This is a genomic window from Vannielia litorea, from assembly GCF_900142295.1.
Taxonomy (GTDB): domain Bacteria; phylum Pseudomonadota; class Alphaproteobacteria; order Rhodobacterales; family Rhodobacteraceae; genus Vannielia; species Vannielia litorea.
This window is the reverse complement of record NZ_FSRL01000001.1, coordinates 1,674,486-1,691,267: the sequence shown is the minus strand read 5'-3', so window position 1 is coordinate 1,691,267 and position 16,782 is coordinate 1,674,486. Positions and strand designations below refer to the sequence as shown.

12 protein-coding genes and 1 pseudogene are annotated in these 16,782 nt (G+C 66.0%); 7 read left to right on the top strand and 6 right to left on the bottom strand.

The window, feature by feature from the left end:
- Nucleotides 1-19: 19 nt before the first annotated feature.
- The 5 genes from BUR94_RS08380 (at nucleotide 20) to BUR94_RS08360 (ending at nucleotide 6,389) form a co-directional block, all read left to right on the top strand.
- Nucleotides 20-721, top strand: coding sequence for a hypothetical protein (locus BUR94_RS08380; RefSeq protein ID WP_074255794.1), 702 nt, complete (start codon nucleotides 20-22; stop codon nucleotides 719-721).
- Between the two features lie 463 nt (nucleotides 722-1,184).
- Nucleotides 1,185-2,273 (top strand): TRAP transporter substrate-binding protein, encoded by a 1,089-nt coding sequence (locus tag BUR94_RS08375; protein WP_074255792.1) that lies wholly within the window; start codon nucleotides 1,185-1,187, stop codon nucleotides 2,271-2,273.
- Nucleotides 2,274-2,363: 90 nt separating this feature from the next.
- Complete coding sequence (locus BUR94_RS08370; RefSeq protein ID WP_074255790.1) at nucleotides 2,364-3,257, top strand: TRAP transporter small permease subunit; 894 nt, start codon at nucleotides 2,364-2,366, stop codon at nucleotides 3,255-3,257.
- A gap of 11 nt (nucleotides 3,258-3,268) precedes the next feature.
- Nucleotides 3,269-5,623, top strand: coding sequence for a TRAP transporter large permease (locus BUR94_RS08365; protein ID WP_074255788.1), 2,355 nt, complete (start codon nucleotides 3,269-3,271; stop codon nucleotides 5,621-5,623).
- A gap of 469 nt (nucleotides 5,624-6,092) precedes the next feature.
- Nucleotides 6,093-6,389, top strand: coding sequence for a hypothetical protein (locus BUR94_RS08360; protein WP_074255787.1), 297 nt, complete (start codon nucleotides 6,093-6,095; stop codon nucleotides 6,387-6,389).
- A gap of 121 nt (nucleotides 6,390-6,510) precedes the next feature.
- Here the strand turns inward: BUR94_RS08360 and acnA are convergent, their stop codons facing one another.
- Nucleotides 6,511-9,285 (bottom strand): aconitate hydratase AcnA, encoded by a 2,775-nt coding sequence (acnA, locus tag BUR94_RS08355; protein ID WP_074255785.1) that lies wholly within the window; start codon nucleotides 9,283-9,285, stop codon nucleotides 6,511-6,513.
- A gap of 274 nt (nucleotides 9,286-9,559) precedes the next feature.
- On the opposite strand from acnA, the gene BUR94_RS08350 reads away from it, so the two are divergent.
- Nucleotides 9,560-10,252 (top strand): DUF1223 domain-containing protein, encoded by a 693-nt coding sequence (locus BUR94_RS08350; RefSeq protein ID WP_074255783.1) that lies wholly within the window; start codon nucleotides 9,560-9,562, stop codon nucleotides 10,250-10,252.
- Nucleotides 10,253-10,336: 84 nt separating this feature from the next.
- Here BUR94_RS08350 and purF read toward each other — a convergent pair whose 3' ends face one another.
- From purF to radA, 3 genes are all read right to left on the bottom strand, one after another.
- Nucleotides 10,337-11,794 carry an amidophosphoribosyltransferase gene (gene purF / locus BUR94_RS08345; RefSeq protein ID WP_074257642.1) on the bottom strand — a complete coding sequence of 486 codons (1,458 nt, stop codon included), beginning with the start codon at nucleotides 11,792-11,794 and terminating at the stop codon, nucleotides 10,337-10,339.
- A 215-nt stretch (nucleotides 11,795-12,009) separates the two neighbouring features.
- Nucleotides 12,010-12,636, bottom strand: a complete 627-nt coding sequence (locus tag BUR94_RS08340) for a CvpA family protein (protein ID WP_074255781.1) — start codon at nucleotides 12,634-12,636, stop codon at nucleotides 12,010-12,012.
- A 27-nt stretch (nucleotides 12,637-12,663) separates the two neighbouring features.
- Nucleotides 12,664-14,028, bottom strand: coding sequence for a DNA repair protein RadA (gene radA, locus BUR94_RS08335; RefSeq protein WP_074255780.1), 1,365 nt, complete (start codon nucleotides 14,026-14,028; stop codon nucleotides 12,664-12,666).
- Between the two features lie 62 nt (nucleotides 14,029-14,090).
- Between radA and BUR94_RS20450 the strand changes: the two genes are divergently transcribed.
- Nucleotides 14,091-15,284, top strand: a complete 1,194-nt coding sequence (locus BUR94_RS20450) for a hypothetical protein (protein ID WP_139301246.1) — start codon at nucleotides 14,091-14,093, stop codon at nucleotides 15,282-15,284.
- A 72-nt stretch (nucleotides 15,285-15,356) separates the two neighbouring features.
- On the opposite strand, the pseudogene BUR94_RS08330 reads toward BUR94_RS20450, so the two are convergent.
- A pseudogene (locus tag BUR94_RS08330) lies at nucleotides 15,357-15,812 on the bottom strand (paraquat-inducible protein A); the annotation flags it as partial.
- Between the two features lie 74 nt (nucleotides 15,813-15,886).
- The gene (locus tag BUR94_RS08325) at nucleotides 15,887-16,678 is read right to left on the bottom strand and encodes a hypothetical protein (protein WP_074255778.1); all 792 of its coding nucleotides are present in this window, start codon (nucleotides 16,676-16,678) and stop codon (nucleotides 15,887-15,889) included.
- Nucleotides 16,679-16,782: the final 104 nt, after the last annotated feature.

The window sequence follows — 16,782 nt, the reverse complement described above, 5'->3', positions numbered from 1 at the left end:
GCGATGGGGAGCACATGACATGACAGAACGCACAGAAACACTCACCCGAGCCTCGGCGCCGGCCTTCGCCCACGAAGGCAGCTACGTCGACTGGCCTGCGATCCTGGCCGGTGCGGTTGTCGCCTCGGCGGTCGGCTTCGTCTTTGCCACCTTCGGCGCGGCGCTCGGCCTCTCGATCATCTCGCCCTATGACGGCGACGGCAGCGCGATGGCCGCGGCGATCGCGGTCGGAAGCTGGATGCTCTGGACTACCATCTCCAGCTTTGCCACCGGCGGCTACATCGCCGGGCGGATGCGCCGGCGGGTGGATGGCGCGGGCGCCGACGAGGTCGGCGTGCGCGACGGCATCCACGGGCTCGCGGTCTGGGGCGTCGGTGTGCTGGTTGGCGCCTGGCTGCTCGGGATGACGGCAGGCACGACCGTTCAGGCCACCACCGAGGTGGCCGGTGCCGCCGCCACCGTTGTCGAGGAGGTCGCCCAGGTGACCACGGAGGGCGAGGCGGCGGCGCAGGTGGAAGCCACCACCGCCGAGGCCGCCGAGGTCAGCCCCGCCGAGGCGCGCGACGCGGCCGAGACGGCGCGGATCTACTCGGTGATCTCGGCCTTCGTTCTTGCCGCCTCGCTGATGATCGCGGGGGCCGCCGCCTACTGGGCTGCGAGCGTGGGCGGGCTGCACCGTGACGAGGGCCGGACCTTCGGGCATTTCGGCCGCTGGACATAGGAGGAAGAGAACCCATGAAAGCGATATTGCTCTGGCTGCTCGGCGTGCCGATCTGGATCATCCTTCTGTTCGTGATCTTCACCTGACCCGCCCCCAACCGATGACACTGCCGGCCCCGGATCATTCCGGGGCCGGCTCCGTCTGGGGCAGAAATATGTCCGCAGCACAAGAATTTGGAGGATGAGCTTCATCCAGATTGAAAGCGCTTTGATTCGGCGTCGCCCCGGCGCGCCGAACGGAGCGCGGACGGCCGCGCGATGTGATCGCTAACATCGGGGCGTGCGAGCCCGGATGACTGAAAATTGCCCGTTTCCGCTATGTCACTTCACAAAATTTGCGCAGCGCGCCCCGCTCTTTCTGTTTTCAAACAGGATCGCCCGGACTAGTGTGCCAACACTGTAAAACCGGCCCGGACAAAACCGGGCCGGAAGCATAATGAAGAGCAACAAGGGGAGGATCACCTATGGATCGCCGCTCTTTTCTGAAGACTTCCGCCCTCGGTGGTGGTGCAGCCGCCGCCGCAACGCTGGCCGCACCGGCCTATGCCCAGGGCAACCGGACGCTGACCATGGTCACCACCTGGCCGCGCGGCCTGGCGGGCGTGTGGGACTCGGTGGAACGGGTCGCCAACAACATCACGGCCGCCACCGACGGCCAGATCACCGTGGAAGCCAAGGCTGCCGGCGAACTCGTTGGTGCGCTCGAGAGCTTTGACGCCGTCGTGTCGGGTCAGGCCGACATGTACCACGGCGCCGACTACTACTGGGTTGGCCAGCACCCGGCCTGGGCCTTCTTCACCGCCGTGCCCTTCGGCATGACCGTGCCCGAGCTGATGACCTGGTACTACGGCCAGGACGGCATGGCGCTGCACCACGAGCTGGGCGAAGTCTTCGGCGTGAAGGCCTTCATCGCCGGTCAGACCGGCGCCCAGGGCGGCGGCTGGTACCGCAACGAGGTGAAGTCGGCCGACGACTTCAACGGCATGAAGTTCCGCATGCCCGGTCTTGGCGGCGAAGCGCTCTCCAAGCTCGGCGCCTCGGTGCAGGTGCTTCCGGGCGGCGAGATCTACCAGGCCCTCTCGACCGGTGCGCTGGACGCCACCGAGTGGATCGGCCCCTGGTCGGATGAAAAGCTCGGTCTGCAGGAAGTCTGCGACTTCTACTACCCGGCCGGCTTCCACGAGCCCGGCGCGGCGCTCTCCGTGGGCACCAACCTCGAGGTCTTCAACTCGCTGACCCCGGCGCAGCAGAAGACCGTCGAGCTGGCCTGCGCCGACGCGCACCAGGCCAACTACGCCCAGTTCATCGCCAACAACGGCCCGGCGCTGGCCCGGCTGAAGCAGGGCGGCACCCAGGTGAAGGAATTCACCCCGGATGTGTGGGACGCCTTTGGCAAGGCCTCGGTCGAGCTGCTGCAGGGTTACACCTCGGACGATCTCTTCGCCAAGATCCACACCTCTGCGATGGACTCGATGAAGTCGTCCTCGGGCTGGCTCTCGGTGTCCGACAGCTTCTACGCCACGCAGCGCGACCGCGTTCTGGCGGCGATGTAAGCCCAGGGGGCTCTTGCAAGAGGGCCCTTGAAAGACAGGGCCGCGTGCGGATAAACGCACGCGGCCATTTCACATAAGGGGGCAGGGCGTATGGGGACCGCGCTCATGTGGCTCATCCAGAACATCGGGATGGGCTTTTACAACATCTTCTATGCGATCACCCATCCGGGCTCGTGGCTGGACTGGAGCAACGGCGAAAGCCTGATGCGCTTCATCTACTACGGTGCCTCGGTCGAGTTTTTCTTCGCCGTCTTCGACATCTTCCTCGTCGTCACGGTGATCGGGATCATCTATCCGCGCGTCATGTGGGCCATCGTCCGTGGGCTGGAGTGGTTCGCCAACGGACTGGGCCGGCTGGTGGCCTGGATCGGCCTTCTGATGGTGCTGCAGCAGGTGATGGTGGTCTTCCTGCAATCGGTGTTCCGCTTCGGCGAGATAACCATCGCGCCCTTCGGCTTCGGCTTTACCCAGTCGGTGGGCTGGTTCTCCGAGGAACTGAAGCTCTACAACGCGATGATCGTGGCGCTCTGCGTCACCTATGCTTTCATCCAGGGCAGCCATGTGCGGGTCGACCTGATCTACGCCGTGGTGCGCTACCGGACCAGGAAGGTAATCGACATGGTGGGCAGCCTGCTCTTCATGGTTCCGGTGGCCGTGCTGACCTGGCTCTATGCCTGGTTCTTCCTGTGGCGGTCGCTGATCACGCCCAAGGTCAGCGCCTCCGAGGGGCTCGACCTGCTGATGCGCAAGTCGAAGATCGTCAAGTGGAACGTGGAGACCATCGGGTTTTCGCCGAACGGGTTCAACGGCTACTTTCTCTTCAAGATCCTGATGGTGGCCTTCTGCGGCCTCGTCATGCTGCAGGCGGTGGCGTACTTCTACCGCTCCTTCCGCGAGTTCGTGGAAGGGCCGGAGAGCGACGGCAAATATCTGGACAAAGACACCCTCGGAGAGGGTGAAGAAGCCTACGAAGGCACACACTAGGGGACGGGCAGATGATTTTCGGACTTGATGGCGTCGAGATCGGCCTGCTGATCGTTCTTGTCTGCCTCTTTGCAGGTATTCTATCCGGCTTCCCGGTGGCCTTTGCCATCGGCGGTGCCGGTATCATTTCCTTCGGGATCATCGCGCTGCTGGATGCGCAGGGCGTGCTGATTCACCAGGCGATCGACACCGGAACCCAGCAATACAGGGATATCCTGGCCTCGGGCGTCCACAGGGACGACATATCGGTGTTCCGATACCCCGAATTGCCGAGGGTGGAGGTCGCGCTGTTTCCGGGCGGCTGGGAGGATGCGATCAACCGCAACCTCTCCTTCGTGGTCAACCGGATGAACGAGCGGGTTTTTGCAGGCCAGTCGATCGAGACGCTGCTGGCGGTTCTGATGTTCGTGATGATGGGCATCGTGCTGGAGCGCTCGAAGATCGCCGAGGACCTGCTGACCACCATGGCGCGGGTCTTCGGGCCGCTGCCGGGCGGCCTTGCGGTTTCGGTCGTGGTCGTGGGGGCCTTCCTGGCCGCCTCGACCGGCATCGTCGGCGCGACGGTGGTGACGATGGGGCTGCTCTCGCTGCCCACCATGCTGCGCAACGGCTATTCGCCGGAGCTTTCGACCGGCGTGATCGCCGCCTCGGGCACCCTGGGCCAGATCATCCCGCCCTCCATCGTGATCGTGCTTCTGGGCACGCTGGCGGGCGATCTCTACTCGACCGCGCAGGAGGCCCGGGCGCAATCGGTGGGCTGCTCGGATGCGCTGACGCTGCTGGGCAAGCCGGCGGTGGTTTCGGTCGGCACGCTGTTCCAGGCGGCGATGCTGCCCGGCGTGATGCTGGCCATGCTCTACGCGCTCTATGCCTTCGGCTACGCGGTGGTGAACCCCTCCAAGGCGCCCTCGGTCCAGCTGGATGACGGCGCGGGTGGCGAGGTCATCACCAGGCGCGAGAGCCTGACGTGGTTCGTGGCGCTGCCGGTGGTGCTGGTAGGCGGCATGGTGCTGCTCGGGCAGCTCGGCGTGGTCGGCAGCCAGGTGGTGCGCGTGGTGCAGGCCGAGACCCATGGGGTCGCGGGCGGGCTGCTGCGCACCAACGTGAGCGAGCCCTGCCAGGCGGCGATGATCGAGCTGCACGGCCAGGAGCGCTGGGATGCCTCGGTGGCCGCCCGGGCCGCCGGTGTGCAGGACGAACCTGCGCCGACGGAGCAGGCGACCGAGGATGCCGCGCCGGACGAGGCCGCGCCGGTGCCCAACGCCCCGCCGATTGGCACGGGCGTTGCCACGCTGGCGGTGCTCTTCGGGCTGACCTTTCTGGTGGCCCGGGGCGTGGCGCCGAGTGCCAGCCCGATGCCGCTGATGGTGGGGGCAGGGGGCATTGCCCTGATGCTGCTGCTCGACGCCACGGTGATCCACTCGGGCATGTCCTCGGCGGAGACGCTGGTGATCCTGCTGATCCCGCTGATCATCATTCTGTGGGCGATGCGACATGCGGCCGGGCGGCTGGCTTCGAACGAGCTGATCCGGGTGGTCTTTCCGCCTCTGGTGCTGATCGTGGCGGTGCTGGGCTCGATCCTCGGCGGCATCACCAACCCGACCCCGGCCGCCGCCCTTGGCGCCGCCGGTGCCATCATGCTGGCGGCCTACCGCAAGCTGAAGGAAGAGGGCAGCTCGGGCCAGATGATCCTGGTCTCGGCCTATGCGACGATTCTGATGATCCTCGCGGGGGTGAACTTTGACCTGCGGATCAACCAGGAGACCGTGACCGTGGTGACCTGGCTGGCCTTCCTGGTGGCCTTCGCGGCCTACATGGTGGCCTTCTTCGGGGTGCTCTACGGGGTCTGGGTGCTTTACCGGAAGTCGGTGATGAGCCCGGTGGTGCGGGAGACGGCGAAGGTGACGAGCATGGTGTTCACCATCCTCATCGGCTCGCAGCTTCTGAACCTCGTGGTCATCTCCTTCGGTGGCGAGCACTACATCCAGCAATTCCTCAAGAGCTTCGACAGCGAGTTCAAGGTCTTCCTGATCGTGATGCTGGTGATGTTCATCCTGGGCTTCGTGCTCGACTTCCTGGAGATCATCTACATCGTCGTGCCGATCGTGGGGCCGGTGATCTACGGCGGCACGATGGACCCGAAATGGGTGACGATCATGATCGCGGTGAACCTGCAGACCTCGTTCCTGACACCGCCCTTCGGCTTTGCACTGTTCTACCTGCGCGGCGTGGCCCCGGCCTCGGTGACGACGGGGCACATCTATCGCGGTGTGGCGCCCTTCGTGGTGATCCAGGTCGTGGGGCTGGCGATTCTCTGGCTGTTCCCGTCGATCGTGTCGATCGTGCCGGACCTGATCCCTAACTGACGGACGGGCTGGCCGACACAGACAAGGGGCGCCTCGCGGGGCGCCCTTTTTCGTGCCGGGGCGGCCTGCGTTAATTGGGCGTGAAAGTCGTGTGAATGCGGGCGGTGCGCGGTGGAACGACTCGGATCGGGCGGGCATAGCTGTTGGTGCGGGCCGAGCATTGGTTCGCGGATTTGAAAGCAAGCAAGCCTTTTGGACGACAGTATTTGAACCCAGAAGATCCGGGCCTCCCCGACCCCGGACCCTCGGGCACCACTCGCCCGAACCTCAGAGAAGACCCCGGCATTCCTCCCCATGGCCGGGGTCTTCGCATGTTTGGGGGGGAGGTCCGGCGTGCCGTGACACGGGCGTGATCCGGCCGTTGATTGAAGCGTGAAACAGGCCCGCCGGAGTGTTGGCGAGGGCGCACGCGGGGCAGGGTCCGGGAGTGGCCGATTGGGAGCCACGATTATCAAGAGGACCATATTTCATGAAGTTCGTAGCATTTTCTGCCGCTGTCGTCGGCCTCGCGCTTGTTTTCAGCGGAGCCGCCGTGGCCAAGACCAAGGTTGTGGTGAAGGAAGAGAGTGGTGGCTATTCGGCCCATCTGAAGGACACCAAGACCGGCGAGACCAAGCGGGTGGGCGGTGACGCCGCCGATGTGACCTACGGCTCCAAGAAGGAGGCCCGCAAGGCCGGGAAGGTTGCGAAGAACCTGGAGGAGCAGGGGTCGAACGTGATCGACACGGGCGATCCGAACTGCGACAGCGGTCTCTACAACTGCTGAGCGCGGTCGGTCCGGCCGGCACGAGCAGCGCGGGGCAGCGTGCCCCCCGGGAGTGCGCTCCCCTCCAACGGGAAAGGCCCCGCCGGTGTGGCGGGGCCTTTGATCTGTGTCGCGGCGGCGCTCAGGCGGCCTTGGCGAGGTTGCGCAACACGTAGTGCAACACGCCGCCGTTCTCGATGTATTCGATCTCCACGGCGGTATCGATGCGGCACTTGAGGGTGATGGTCTTCACCGTGCCGTCGCCCATGGTGATCTCGGCAGGCACCTCCTGAAGCGGCTTCACGCCTTCGAGGCCCTTGATCGAGACGGTCTCGTCGCCGGTCAGGCCAAGTGTCTTGCGGGTGTCGCCGCCGGTGAACTCGAAGGGGATGACGCCCATGCCGACGAGGTTGCTCCGGTGGATACGCTCGAAGCTCTCGGCGATAACGGCCTTGACGCCCAGGAGCGCGGTGCCCTTGGCGGCCCAGTCGCGGGACGAGCCAGCGCCATACTGCTCGCCGCCGAAGATCACCAGCGGGGTGCCCTGCTCCTGGTGGGCCATGGCGGCGTCGTAGATCGAGGTCTGCTGGCCGTCGGGGCCCTTGGTGTAGCCGCCTTCGATGCCGTCGAGCATCTCGTTCCTGATGCGGATGTTGGCGAAGGTGCCGCGCATCATGACCTCGTGGTTGCCGCGCCGGGAGCCGTAGGAGTTGAACTCGCGCACCGGCACCTGGCGCTCGACCAGATACTTGCCGGCCGGGGTGGTCTCCTTGAAGGAGCCGGCGGGGGAGATGTGGTCGGTCGTGATCATGTCGCCGAGGACGGCCAGAACCTTGGCGCCTTCGATATCGGTGATCGGGTGGGTGTCCATCGTCATGCCCTGGAAGTAGGGCGGGTTCTGGACATAGGTCGAGGTGGCCGGCCAGTCGTAGGTTTCCTGCTGGGGCACGGAGACGCCCTGCCACTTCTCGTCGCCCTTGAAGACATCGGCGTATTTGGACTGGAAGGCCTCGCGGGTGACGGTGCTTTCCACCAGGTCGGCGATCTCCTTCTGGGTCGGCCAGATGTCACGCAGGTAGACGGGGTTGCCGTCCTGGTCGGTGCCGAGCGGCTCGGTGGTGATATCCACGTTCATATCGCCCACCAGCGCATAGGCCACCACGAGGGGCGGCGAGGCGAGGTAGTTGGCGCGGACATCGGGCGAGATGCGGCCCTCGAAGTTGCGGTTGCCGGAGAGCACCGAGGTGGCCACCAGGTCGTAGTCGTTGATCGCCTTGGAGATCGGCGCCTCGAGCGGGCCGGAGTTGCCGATGCAGGTGGTGCAGCCGTAGCCGACGAGGTTGAAGCCGATGGCGTCGAGATCCTTTTGCAGGCCGGCGGCCTCGAGGTAGTGCGAGACCACCTGGGAGCCGGGGGCCAGCGAGGTCTTGACCCAGGGCTTGCGGGTCAGGCCCTTTTCGCGCGCCTTGCGGGCCACGAGACCGGCACCGATCATCACGTAGGGGTTGGAGGTGTTGGTGCAGGAGGTGATCGAGGCGATCACGATGGAGCCGTCGTGGAGCTGGTAGGCGCCATCGTCGGTCTTGTACCAGCCCTTGGCGTGGTGGCCGATGTCGCCGGGGATGTCGCGCGGCTCGGGCGCGCCGCCTTCACCCTCCCAGCGGACCTCCTCCTTGGCGGAGGCGTCCTTGGCGGAGCGCAGGCCCTCGATGAACTTGGCGAAGGCCGGGGCCGCCTTGTCGAGTGCGATGTAATCCTGCGGGCGCTTGGGGCCGGAGATGGCGGGCACGATGGTGCCCATGTCGAGCGAGAGGGTGTCGGTGTAGACCGGGGCGTAATCCGCCCCGCGCCAGAAGCCGTTTTCCTTGGCGTAGGCCTCGACCAGGGCGATGCGCTCCTCGGAGCGGCCGGTGTTGCGCAGGTAGCGCAGGGTCTCGCCGTCGATCGGGAAGAAGCCGCAGGTGGCGCCGTACTCGGGGGCCATGTTGGCGATGGTCGCGCGGTCGGCGAGCGGCAGGTGATCGAGGCCGGAGCCGTAGAACTCGACGAACTTGTTGACCACGCCCTTGGCGCGGAGCATCTCGACCACCTTCAGCACGAGATCGGTGCCGGTGGTGCCCTCGACCATCCGGCCGGTCAGCTCGAAGCCCACCACCTCGGGGATCAGCATGGAGATCGGCTGGCCGAGCATGGCGGCCTCGGCCTCGATGCCGCCGACGCCCCAGCCGAGCACGGCGGCGCCGTTGACCATGGTGGTGTGGCTGTCGGTGCCGACCAGCGTGTCGGGGTAGGCCACCTCGACGCCGTCCTGGTCCACGTCGGTCCAGACCGTCTGGGAGAGATACTCGAGGTTCACCTGGTGGCAGATGCCGGTGCCGGGCGGGACGACGCGGAAGTTGTTGAACGCGTTCTGGCCCCACTTGAGGAAGGTGTAGCGCTCCATGTTCCGCTCGTATTCGCGGTCGACGTTCATCTGGAAGGCTCGGGGGTTGCCGAACTCGTCGATCATCACCGAGTGGTCGATCACCAGGTCGACGGGGTTGAGCGGGTTGATCTTTTGCGGGTCGCCGCCGAGGGCCTTGATGCCGTCGCGCATGGCGGCGAGGTCGACCACGGCGGGGACGCCGGTGAAGTCCTGCATCAGCACACGGGCGGGGCGGTAGGCGATTTCGATCGGGTTCTTGCCGCCCTGTTCGGCCCAGGTGGAGAAGGCCTTGATGTCATCGACCGAGACGGTCTTGCCATCCTCGAAGCGCAGCATGTTCTCCAGCACCACCTTGAGCGCGGCGGGAAGTTTGGAGAAGTCGCCCAGGCCAGCCGCTTCTGCGGCGGGGATCGAGTAGTAGTCGACCGACTGGGTGCCGACCTTCAGCGTTTTGCGGGTTTTGGACGTGTCATTGCCGACGGTGATGGGCATGCGGGGGCTCCCTCTCTTTAAGGTGGCTGCACCTGTTGTCCTTAGACCTTCAGCACGGTACCCCGCAAGGAGGTTCGAAGGACCGGGGCATCCTAGTATACTGTGGTATGCCGCAAAAATTTCAAGGGCGGGTTGCGATAGATTTGCGCGGATGCGCGAGGACGCGGGAGTTGACACATCTCTCGCGTTTCGTTGATTGGCGCTTCAACGCCTATGGGTCTAAACCGGAACCCAGGGATGACATTGGCAGGTTGATATGGCCTTGAAATCAGGCATGAAAAAGCTCCTCGGGGCGGCTTTCTTCTGCGCGGCCCTCACGGGCGCCGCCGCGGCGGAGCCACCTGTGGTGGTGGAACTCTACACCAGCCAGGGCTGTTCGAGCTGCCCTCCGGCCGATGAGATCCTGGCAAGGCTCGCCAAGAAACCGGGCGTGATCGCGCTGGCGCTGCATGTGGACTACTGGGACTACATCGGCTGGAAGGATGCCTTTGCCCGGCCTGAGCACACCAAGCGCCAGAAGGCCTATGCGGCCAAGGCCGGGGCGCGGACGATCTACACCCCGCAGATGGTGATCGGGGGCATCGACCACGTGGTCGGGGCCCGCCCGATGGATGTGGTGGACCTGCTCGGCATCCACAAGGCGCGGCCTCCGGTGATGCAGCTCACCGCCCGTCGTGTCGGCGAGGACGTGCAGATCGATGGCACGCCGCCGGTGCCCGCACAGGGTGCGTTGCTGGTGCAGCTTGTCCGCTATGCGCCAGAGCAGACGGTGGCCATCGAGCGGGGCGAGAACGCCGGGCTGACGATGAGCTATGCCAATATCGTGCGCGACTGGCAGGTGCTGGGCGAGTGGGACGGCAGCGCGGCACTGGAGATGCGCGTGGCGGCGCCCGGCGAGGCCCCGGCGGTGGTGATCGTGCAGAAGCCCGGGCCGGGGGCCATCGTGGCGGCGGCGCGGGTGAAGTAGCGCGCGCGGGCGACCGACCTGCGCGCAGCCCACGGGCCGCCGCAAGGGGCGGTCATTCTTAAGCTCAGCAGGCGGAAGGGGCCGTTACTCGGCGGCGGTCTTCATCACGAAGCCCTGCTCGATCATGTCGGCGGGCTCCACAGGATACTCCCCGGAGAAGCAGGCATCGCAGTATTGCGGGCTCTTCGGGTCACGCCCCTTGGCCTCGCCCACGGCGCGGTAGAGACCGTCGAGCGAGATGAACTTGAGGCTGTCGACGCCGAGGTAATCGGCCATCTCGTCCTCGGTCATGTTGGCGGCCAGCAGCTTGCTTCGCTCGGGCGTGTCGACGCCGTAGAAGCAGGGCCAGGCGGTGGGCGGCGAGGCGATGCGAAAGTGCACCTCGGCGGCACCGGCATCGAGGATCATCTCCTTGATCTTGCGGCTGGTGGTGCCGCGCACGACCGAGTCGTCGACCAGGATCACCCGCTTGCCGCGGATCAGCGCGCGGTTCACGTTGAGCTTGAGGCGCACGCCCATGTTGCGGATCTGGTCGGTGGGCTCGATGAAGGTGCGGCCCATGTACTGGTTGCGGATGATCCCCATGCCGTAGGGGATGCCGCTCTCGGCGGAGTAGCCGATGGCCGCGGGCGTGCCGCTGTCGGGCACCGGGCAGACGAGATCGGCCTCGACGGGGGCCTCCTTGGCCAGCTCGCGGCCAATCGCCTCGCGGGTCTCGTAGACCGAACGGCCACCGAGGATGCTGTCGGGGCGCGAGAAATAGACATGCTCGAAGATGCAGAAGCGGCTCTTCTTGGGGCGAAACGGCTGACGGCTCTCGACGCCGTCCCTGGTGATAACCACCATCTCGCCCGGAGCGACCTCGCGGACGAATTCGGCGCCGATGATGTCGAGCGCGCAGGTCTCGGAGCTGAGGCACCAGCCGTCGCCGACCTTGCCCAGCACCAGCGGGCGCACGCCCAGCGGGTCGCGCACGCCGATCAGCTTGGTGCGGGTCATGGCAACGATGGAGAAGGCGCCCTCGACCCGGCGCAGGGCATCTTCCATCCGGGCCGGGATGTCGCGCTGGAGCGAGCGGGCCATCAGGTGGATGATGCACTCGCTGTCGGAGGAGGACTGGAAGATCGAGCCGCGCTCGATCAGCTCGCGGCGAAGCGCGGCGGCATTGGTGATGTTGCCGTTGTGGGCAATCGCCGCGCCGCCCATGGAGAACTCGCCGAAGAAGGGCTGAACGTCGCGGATCTGGGTGTTGCCCTTGGAGCCGGCGGTGGAATAGCGGACGTGGCCGATGGAGAGCAGCCCCGGCAGCGTGTCCATCAGCGAGGCCTTGGTGAAGCTGTCGCGGACGTAGCCGAAGCGGCGGGCCGAGTTGAACCCGTGTTCGGGGTCATGGCTGACAATGCCACCCGCCTCCTGGCCGCGGTGTTGCAGCGCGTGCAGGCCGAGGGCAACGAAGTTGGCCGCCTGGTCGAGGCCTATGACGCCGAAAACGCCGCATTCCTCGCGCAGCTTGTCATCGTCGAAGGGGTGCGCGGGGGGCATGGCATGGTGGCCGTGCTGATCGTCGGGCAAGGGGCAGCTCCGAATCCGGCTTTGTGGGCTTTGGCCCCCGTGTAACGCCTGCCGGGGCGGCTGTCATCCCTTTGTCACGCGAGGGTGACCGGGGGCGTGGCGGGTGCGCAAGGTTTGCGCACCGTGGGGCGGTGGTGCGCGGGCGATGCACAGGGTGCGCCTTGAGGGCGCACCCCGGGCGGAGATCAGTTGCCGGTGCCCTCGGTCGCGGGCTGCTCGGGCAGGGCGGTCGGGTCGGCGGGGGCGGCGGCGGGCGCGCCGCAGGCACGGTCGGTCAGGTTCTCGAATTTCTCGCGGAACCAGTTCATCACGCCCTCCTGGTCGGCGATCTCGCCGTCGATCCGGCCCTTGGCGGAGCCGAAGAGCTTGGCGGTCTGGCTGTCATCGACGAAGGCGAGGCTCTCGGACCCGGCGATGAAATCGTAGAGCACCAGGGCGATGGCGATGAGGATCAGGCCGCGCAGGGCGCCGAAGATGAATCCGAGGCCCTGATCCAGCGCGTTGAGCGCGGAGCGCTGCACCAGGCTGGCGAAGAGCGGCGTGAACAGGGCGAAGATCACGAGGCCGATGGCGAAGACCACCACGAAACCCGCGCCGGTGGCCAGTTCGCAGTTGTCGAGGAAGTCCTGCACCACCGGGATCTCCTTCACCAGCGGCACGGCCTGCGGGGCGAAGAGATAGGCCAGGACGGCGGCGCCGATCCAGCCCGCGATGGCCAGGACCTCGCGGACGAATCCGCGGGAGTAGGCGAGGATCGCCGACAGGACGATGACGACGGCCACGCCCGCGTCGAAAATGGTGAAGCCTTCCATGTGCTCTCTTCTTGCCTTTCGCGTCTCTCAGCCTGCGCCGAACATCTCGCCCACGAAGCTCGTGAGGTCGGACATCTGCCGCAGGTCCATGCCCCCGCCGGAGCTCACCTTGGAGCCCTCTGCCAGCGTTGCGGAGGAGAAACCAAGTTTTTGCGCCTCTTTCAACCTGTTTTCGGTTTGCGCCGAGGGGCGGAGCGCACCGGTGAGGCTGATCTCGCCGAAAACCACCATGCCCTTGGGCAGCGCCACGTCCTCGCGGGCCGACAGGAGCGCGGCGGCGACGGCGAGGTCGGCGGCCGGTTCGGACACCCGCAGGCCGCCGGCCACGTTGAGATAGACGTCCATCCCCGCAAAGGGAATGCCGCAGCGGGCCTCGAGCACGGCGAGGATCATGGCGAGCCTGCCCGAGTCCCAGCCCACCACGGAGCGACGGGCCTGGCCTGCGGGAGCGGGCGCGACGAGGGCCTGAAACTCCACCAGCACGGGGCGCGTACCCTCGATTCCCGCAAATACGGCGGTGCCGGGGGCCGGGGTCTCGTTGTCGGAGAGAAACAGCGCCGAGGGGTTGGGCACCTGCGCCAGTCCCGCGCCGGTCATCTCGAAGACGCCGATCTCGTCGGCCGGGCCGAAGCGGTTTTTCACCGCGCGGAGGATGCGGAACTGGTGGCCGCGCTCGCCTTCGAAGTAGAGCACCGTGTCGACCATGTGCTCGACCACGCGGGGGCCTGCGATGGCGCCCTCCTTGGTGACATGGCCCACGAGGATGACGGCGGTTCCGCGCCGCTTGGCGAATTGGGTCAGCTCGTGGCAGGCCGCGCGGACCTGGGAGACGGAGCCGGGGGCGCTGTCGACGGTGTCGCTCCACATGGTCTGGATCGAATCGATGATGCAGAGGTCGGGGCGCTCGGCGTCGAGCGTGGTGAGGATGTCGCGCAGCGAGGTTTCGGTGGCGAGCTTCACAGGGGCCTCGGCGAGGCCGAGCCGCTGGGCGCGCATGCGCACCTGGGCCGAGGCCTCCTCGCCGGAGATGTAGATGGTCTTCTGCCCCGCGAGCGCGAAGCGGGCGGCGGCTTGCAGCAGCAGGGTGGACTTGCCGATGCCCGGATCGCCGCCGACCAGGGTGGCCGAGGCCGGCACGAGGCCGCCGCCGAGCACCCGGTCGAACTCGTCCATGCCCGAGATGGTGCGTGGCGGGGGCGCCTCGGGAGAGGCGAGATCGGCGAGCGGGATGGTGGCGCCCTTGCGCGCGCCCAGCCCCTTGCCCCTGGGGCCGGAGGAGAGCGGCGCCTCCTCGACGATGGTGTTCCAGGCCCCGCAGGCGTCGCACTGCCCCGACCACTTGGAGTGCGTGGCGCCGCAGGCGGTGCAGGAGAAGGCGAGGGCTTTGGCCATGGCGCCTACATGCCCCGGCGCGACGCGGTTGTGAAGCGGGTGTGCATGTAAACAGCGATGTGATGCTGCTGAAATCTCTCGGTTGCCACTACAACCTGTTGGCGCTTCATGTGCTGGCAGGATATCTGGTCAACATGTTCAAGGCTCTAACATTGCAGCCGCTTAGGCTTCCGGAGAATGGTCCAGTGCGGCGGGTAAGGCTGGCTCGCGCGTCGTCTCGAGGACCAGATTACGATGACAAATTCGACTTTCTGACGCTGGCCTACGCGGGGGTTTGGCTACCTCATAAGCGTTCAGTCGTTCTGATTTGTCCAAAGCTAGGACCCTTGGCGCGCTTACTAAGGAGTGCTGACATACGCGGGCTGGGGCAGCGGTTGACCCCGACGCGCCTGCGACGCTTCCGGCGCTACGACGAACTCTGGCTTTCCTGTGATACTGATCCCGGCCCTGCAATTGAGGTGCTGTTGCCGAAGTCGGCAGGCGGCGCGCGTTTGACCTGCGGCGTGTTGCCGAGAGTATCGGACTTTGATGGACTGTTGTGCCTGACGACCAAGTCGAAAGACAATGATCTCGACTGGATTGCCGATTGGGCGCTGCATCATGTGCGGACGCAGGGGACCGAGGGCGTGGTTCTGGTGGACAACGGGTCCACGCGCTACACGCCGGATGACATTGTCGAACGCCTCGCAGGAACCGGACTGAAGTCGGCTTTGGTGCTATCTGCTGATCTTCCATTTGGACCAACCGCCAAGAAGGCACCCAAAAACCTTGCACGGTTTTATCAAACCGCGATGTTGAACCTCTCGCGGTATTGGACCTTCAGACAGGCTGCAGCCGTAGCCATCAATGATGTGGACGAGCTGTTCGTTTCTCGCGGGCAACGCACACTCTACGAGGCGGCCGCGCAGAGCTGGTGGGGCTATGCCACCGCCGGTGGCCGCTGGCGCTTGCGTGGTCCGGATGCAGGCCACCAGCCCCGGCATGCCGAACATGTGCGGACGCATGTTCCGGAGCGGTTCTGCAAGGAAAAATACTGCGTGGTCCCTTCTGGTCGGCTCGGGGGCCAAGCCTGGGATGTACATGGAGTGGCCCGCTATCAGTGGAACGATTGGTGCCGGGCGCGTGACCAGTACTTCTTGCACTGCCAGGAGATATCTACCGGCTGGAAGTACAACCGTGGGGCAACCGGGCAACCGAGTGCACATTCCGCAGAGACCGCGGAAGTTCTAGCGACTTCTCTCGGTTTCGAGGCCTGATGGTGTTGCCTGTTGGCGTACCTGCGAACCAATTTTCGGTTCCGGAGCGGGCAAACGCTTGCGGCTCTTCTCGGTGAGAAACGAGATACCCAGCGAGGCGAGGATGCAGGCGGTGAAGAGGTAGAGGCCCCAGGCGACCTCGACGCGGCCCAGGCCGATGCCCTTGGCGACCACGATGTAGAGCGCGATCAGGAAGATGTCGGCCATGGCCAGCTTGCCCAGGACGTGCAGGGCGGGGAGCACCTTGCGGTGCATCAGGCCGAAGTGCAGCAGCGCAAGGCCCAGGGTCTTCAGGTAGGGGGCGAAGAGGGCGAAGGCGGTGACCACAAGCGCCAGGAACACGTCCTTGCTCCAGAGCTCCTGGAGGCCGGAGATCACCGAGATTTCGGAGAGGCCGAAGAGCGGCAGCAGGCCGGCGCGCAGGAGCGGGGCGAACCAGGCGACCGGAAACAGCACGAGGAGAGCGAGGTTGGCGAGCTTGAGGGCGAGCGGCAAATCGTCGGCCTTCCGGCGGTTGTCATTGCACATGACATAGGGGCCGGGGACCGGGATGTGAAGCTGCGGGGCCTGTTCGGCCGGGCCACGGCGCCGCGAATGCGGCGCTACTCGGCGGCGGGCTTGCCGGTCTTGGCGGCCATCGGCACCACCTTGTTGTCATCCGCAGGCGGCAAGGGCTGCTCCTCCACGTCGAAGCCCAACTCGGGCAGAAGCTCGAGAAGGTCGCGCTCGAGCTGGGCGAGCTGGGTGGCCTGGATGCTCTCTTCGACGTTGATCTGCTGGCTCCAGCGCTTGATCTCGTCGGTGGTCTTCTGGGCGAGCGCCAGGCGGTCGGCGAAGGCGTCGATCTCCTCCTGGCGCTGACGCAGGAAGGTGGTGGCGCGCTCCATCTTCTCGTCGGAGTAGACGGTGGCGAGGTCGCGGCTGACCTGGCTCATCTGGGCCGCGACTTCGAGCACGCCGGGCTCCAGCCCGCGCAGGTCGGGGTGGCGGCGCATGAAGAGCATGCGCTCGCGCACGGCATCGAACTCGGAGGACATCGAGAAGGCGCCGGCGCGGTCGGCGGCATGACAGATGGCATAGGCGCGGGCGATGTCGTCCATCGAGAGGTGAAAGTCGCGGTGGCTCTTCTGCAGCGCCAGGATCTGGCGGTTGGCGGGCAGGAAGGCACAGAGGGCGAGGGCAAAGAGGGTGAGGCCGGACTGGATCCAGATTCCGGCGGTCTCGTAGGTGGTTGCGCCGAAGGTGAGCCGCGCCTCCAGCCAGGGCAGTGTGCCGAAGGTGGCGAGCGCCGTGGCCCCGGTGAGGCCGATCGCGAGCACGGCGAAGGCCGTGAGCGACAGCGCCCTCAGCGCCTGAAACAGACGGTCTGCGGGCGTCTCATTCGTGACGTTCATTCTATCCCCCTTCACCCTTTGGCTCAAACAGTTGAGCCGAAACAGAAAATCCCAGCCCCGTCAGCGTAGCGGAGGATTGACGAGCCGTTAATCTATTTGTTTCG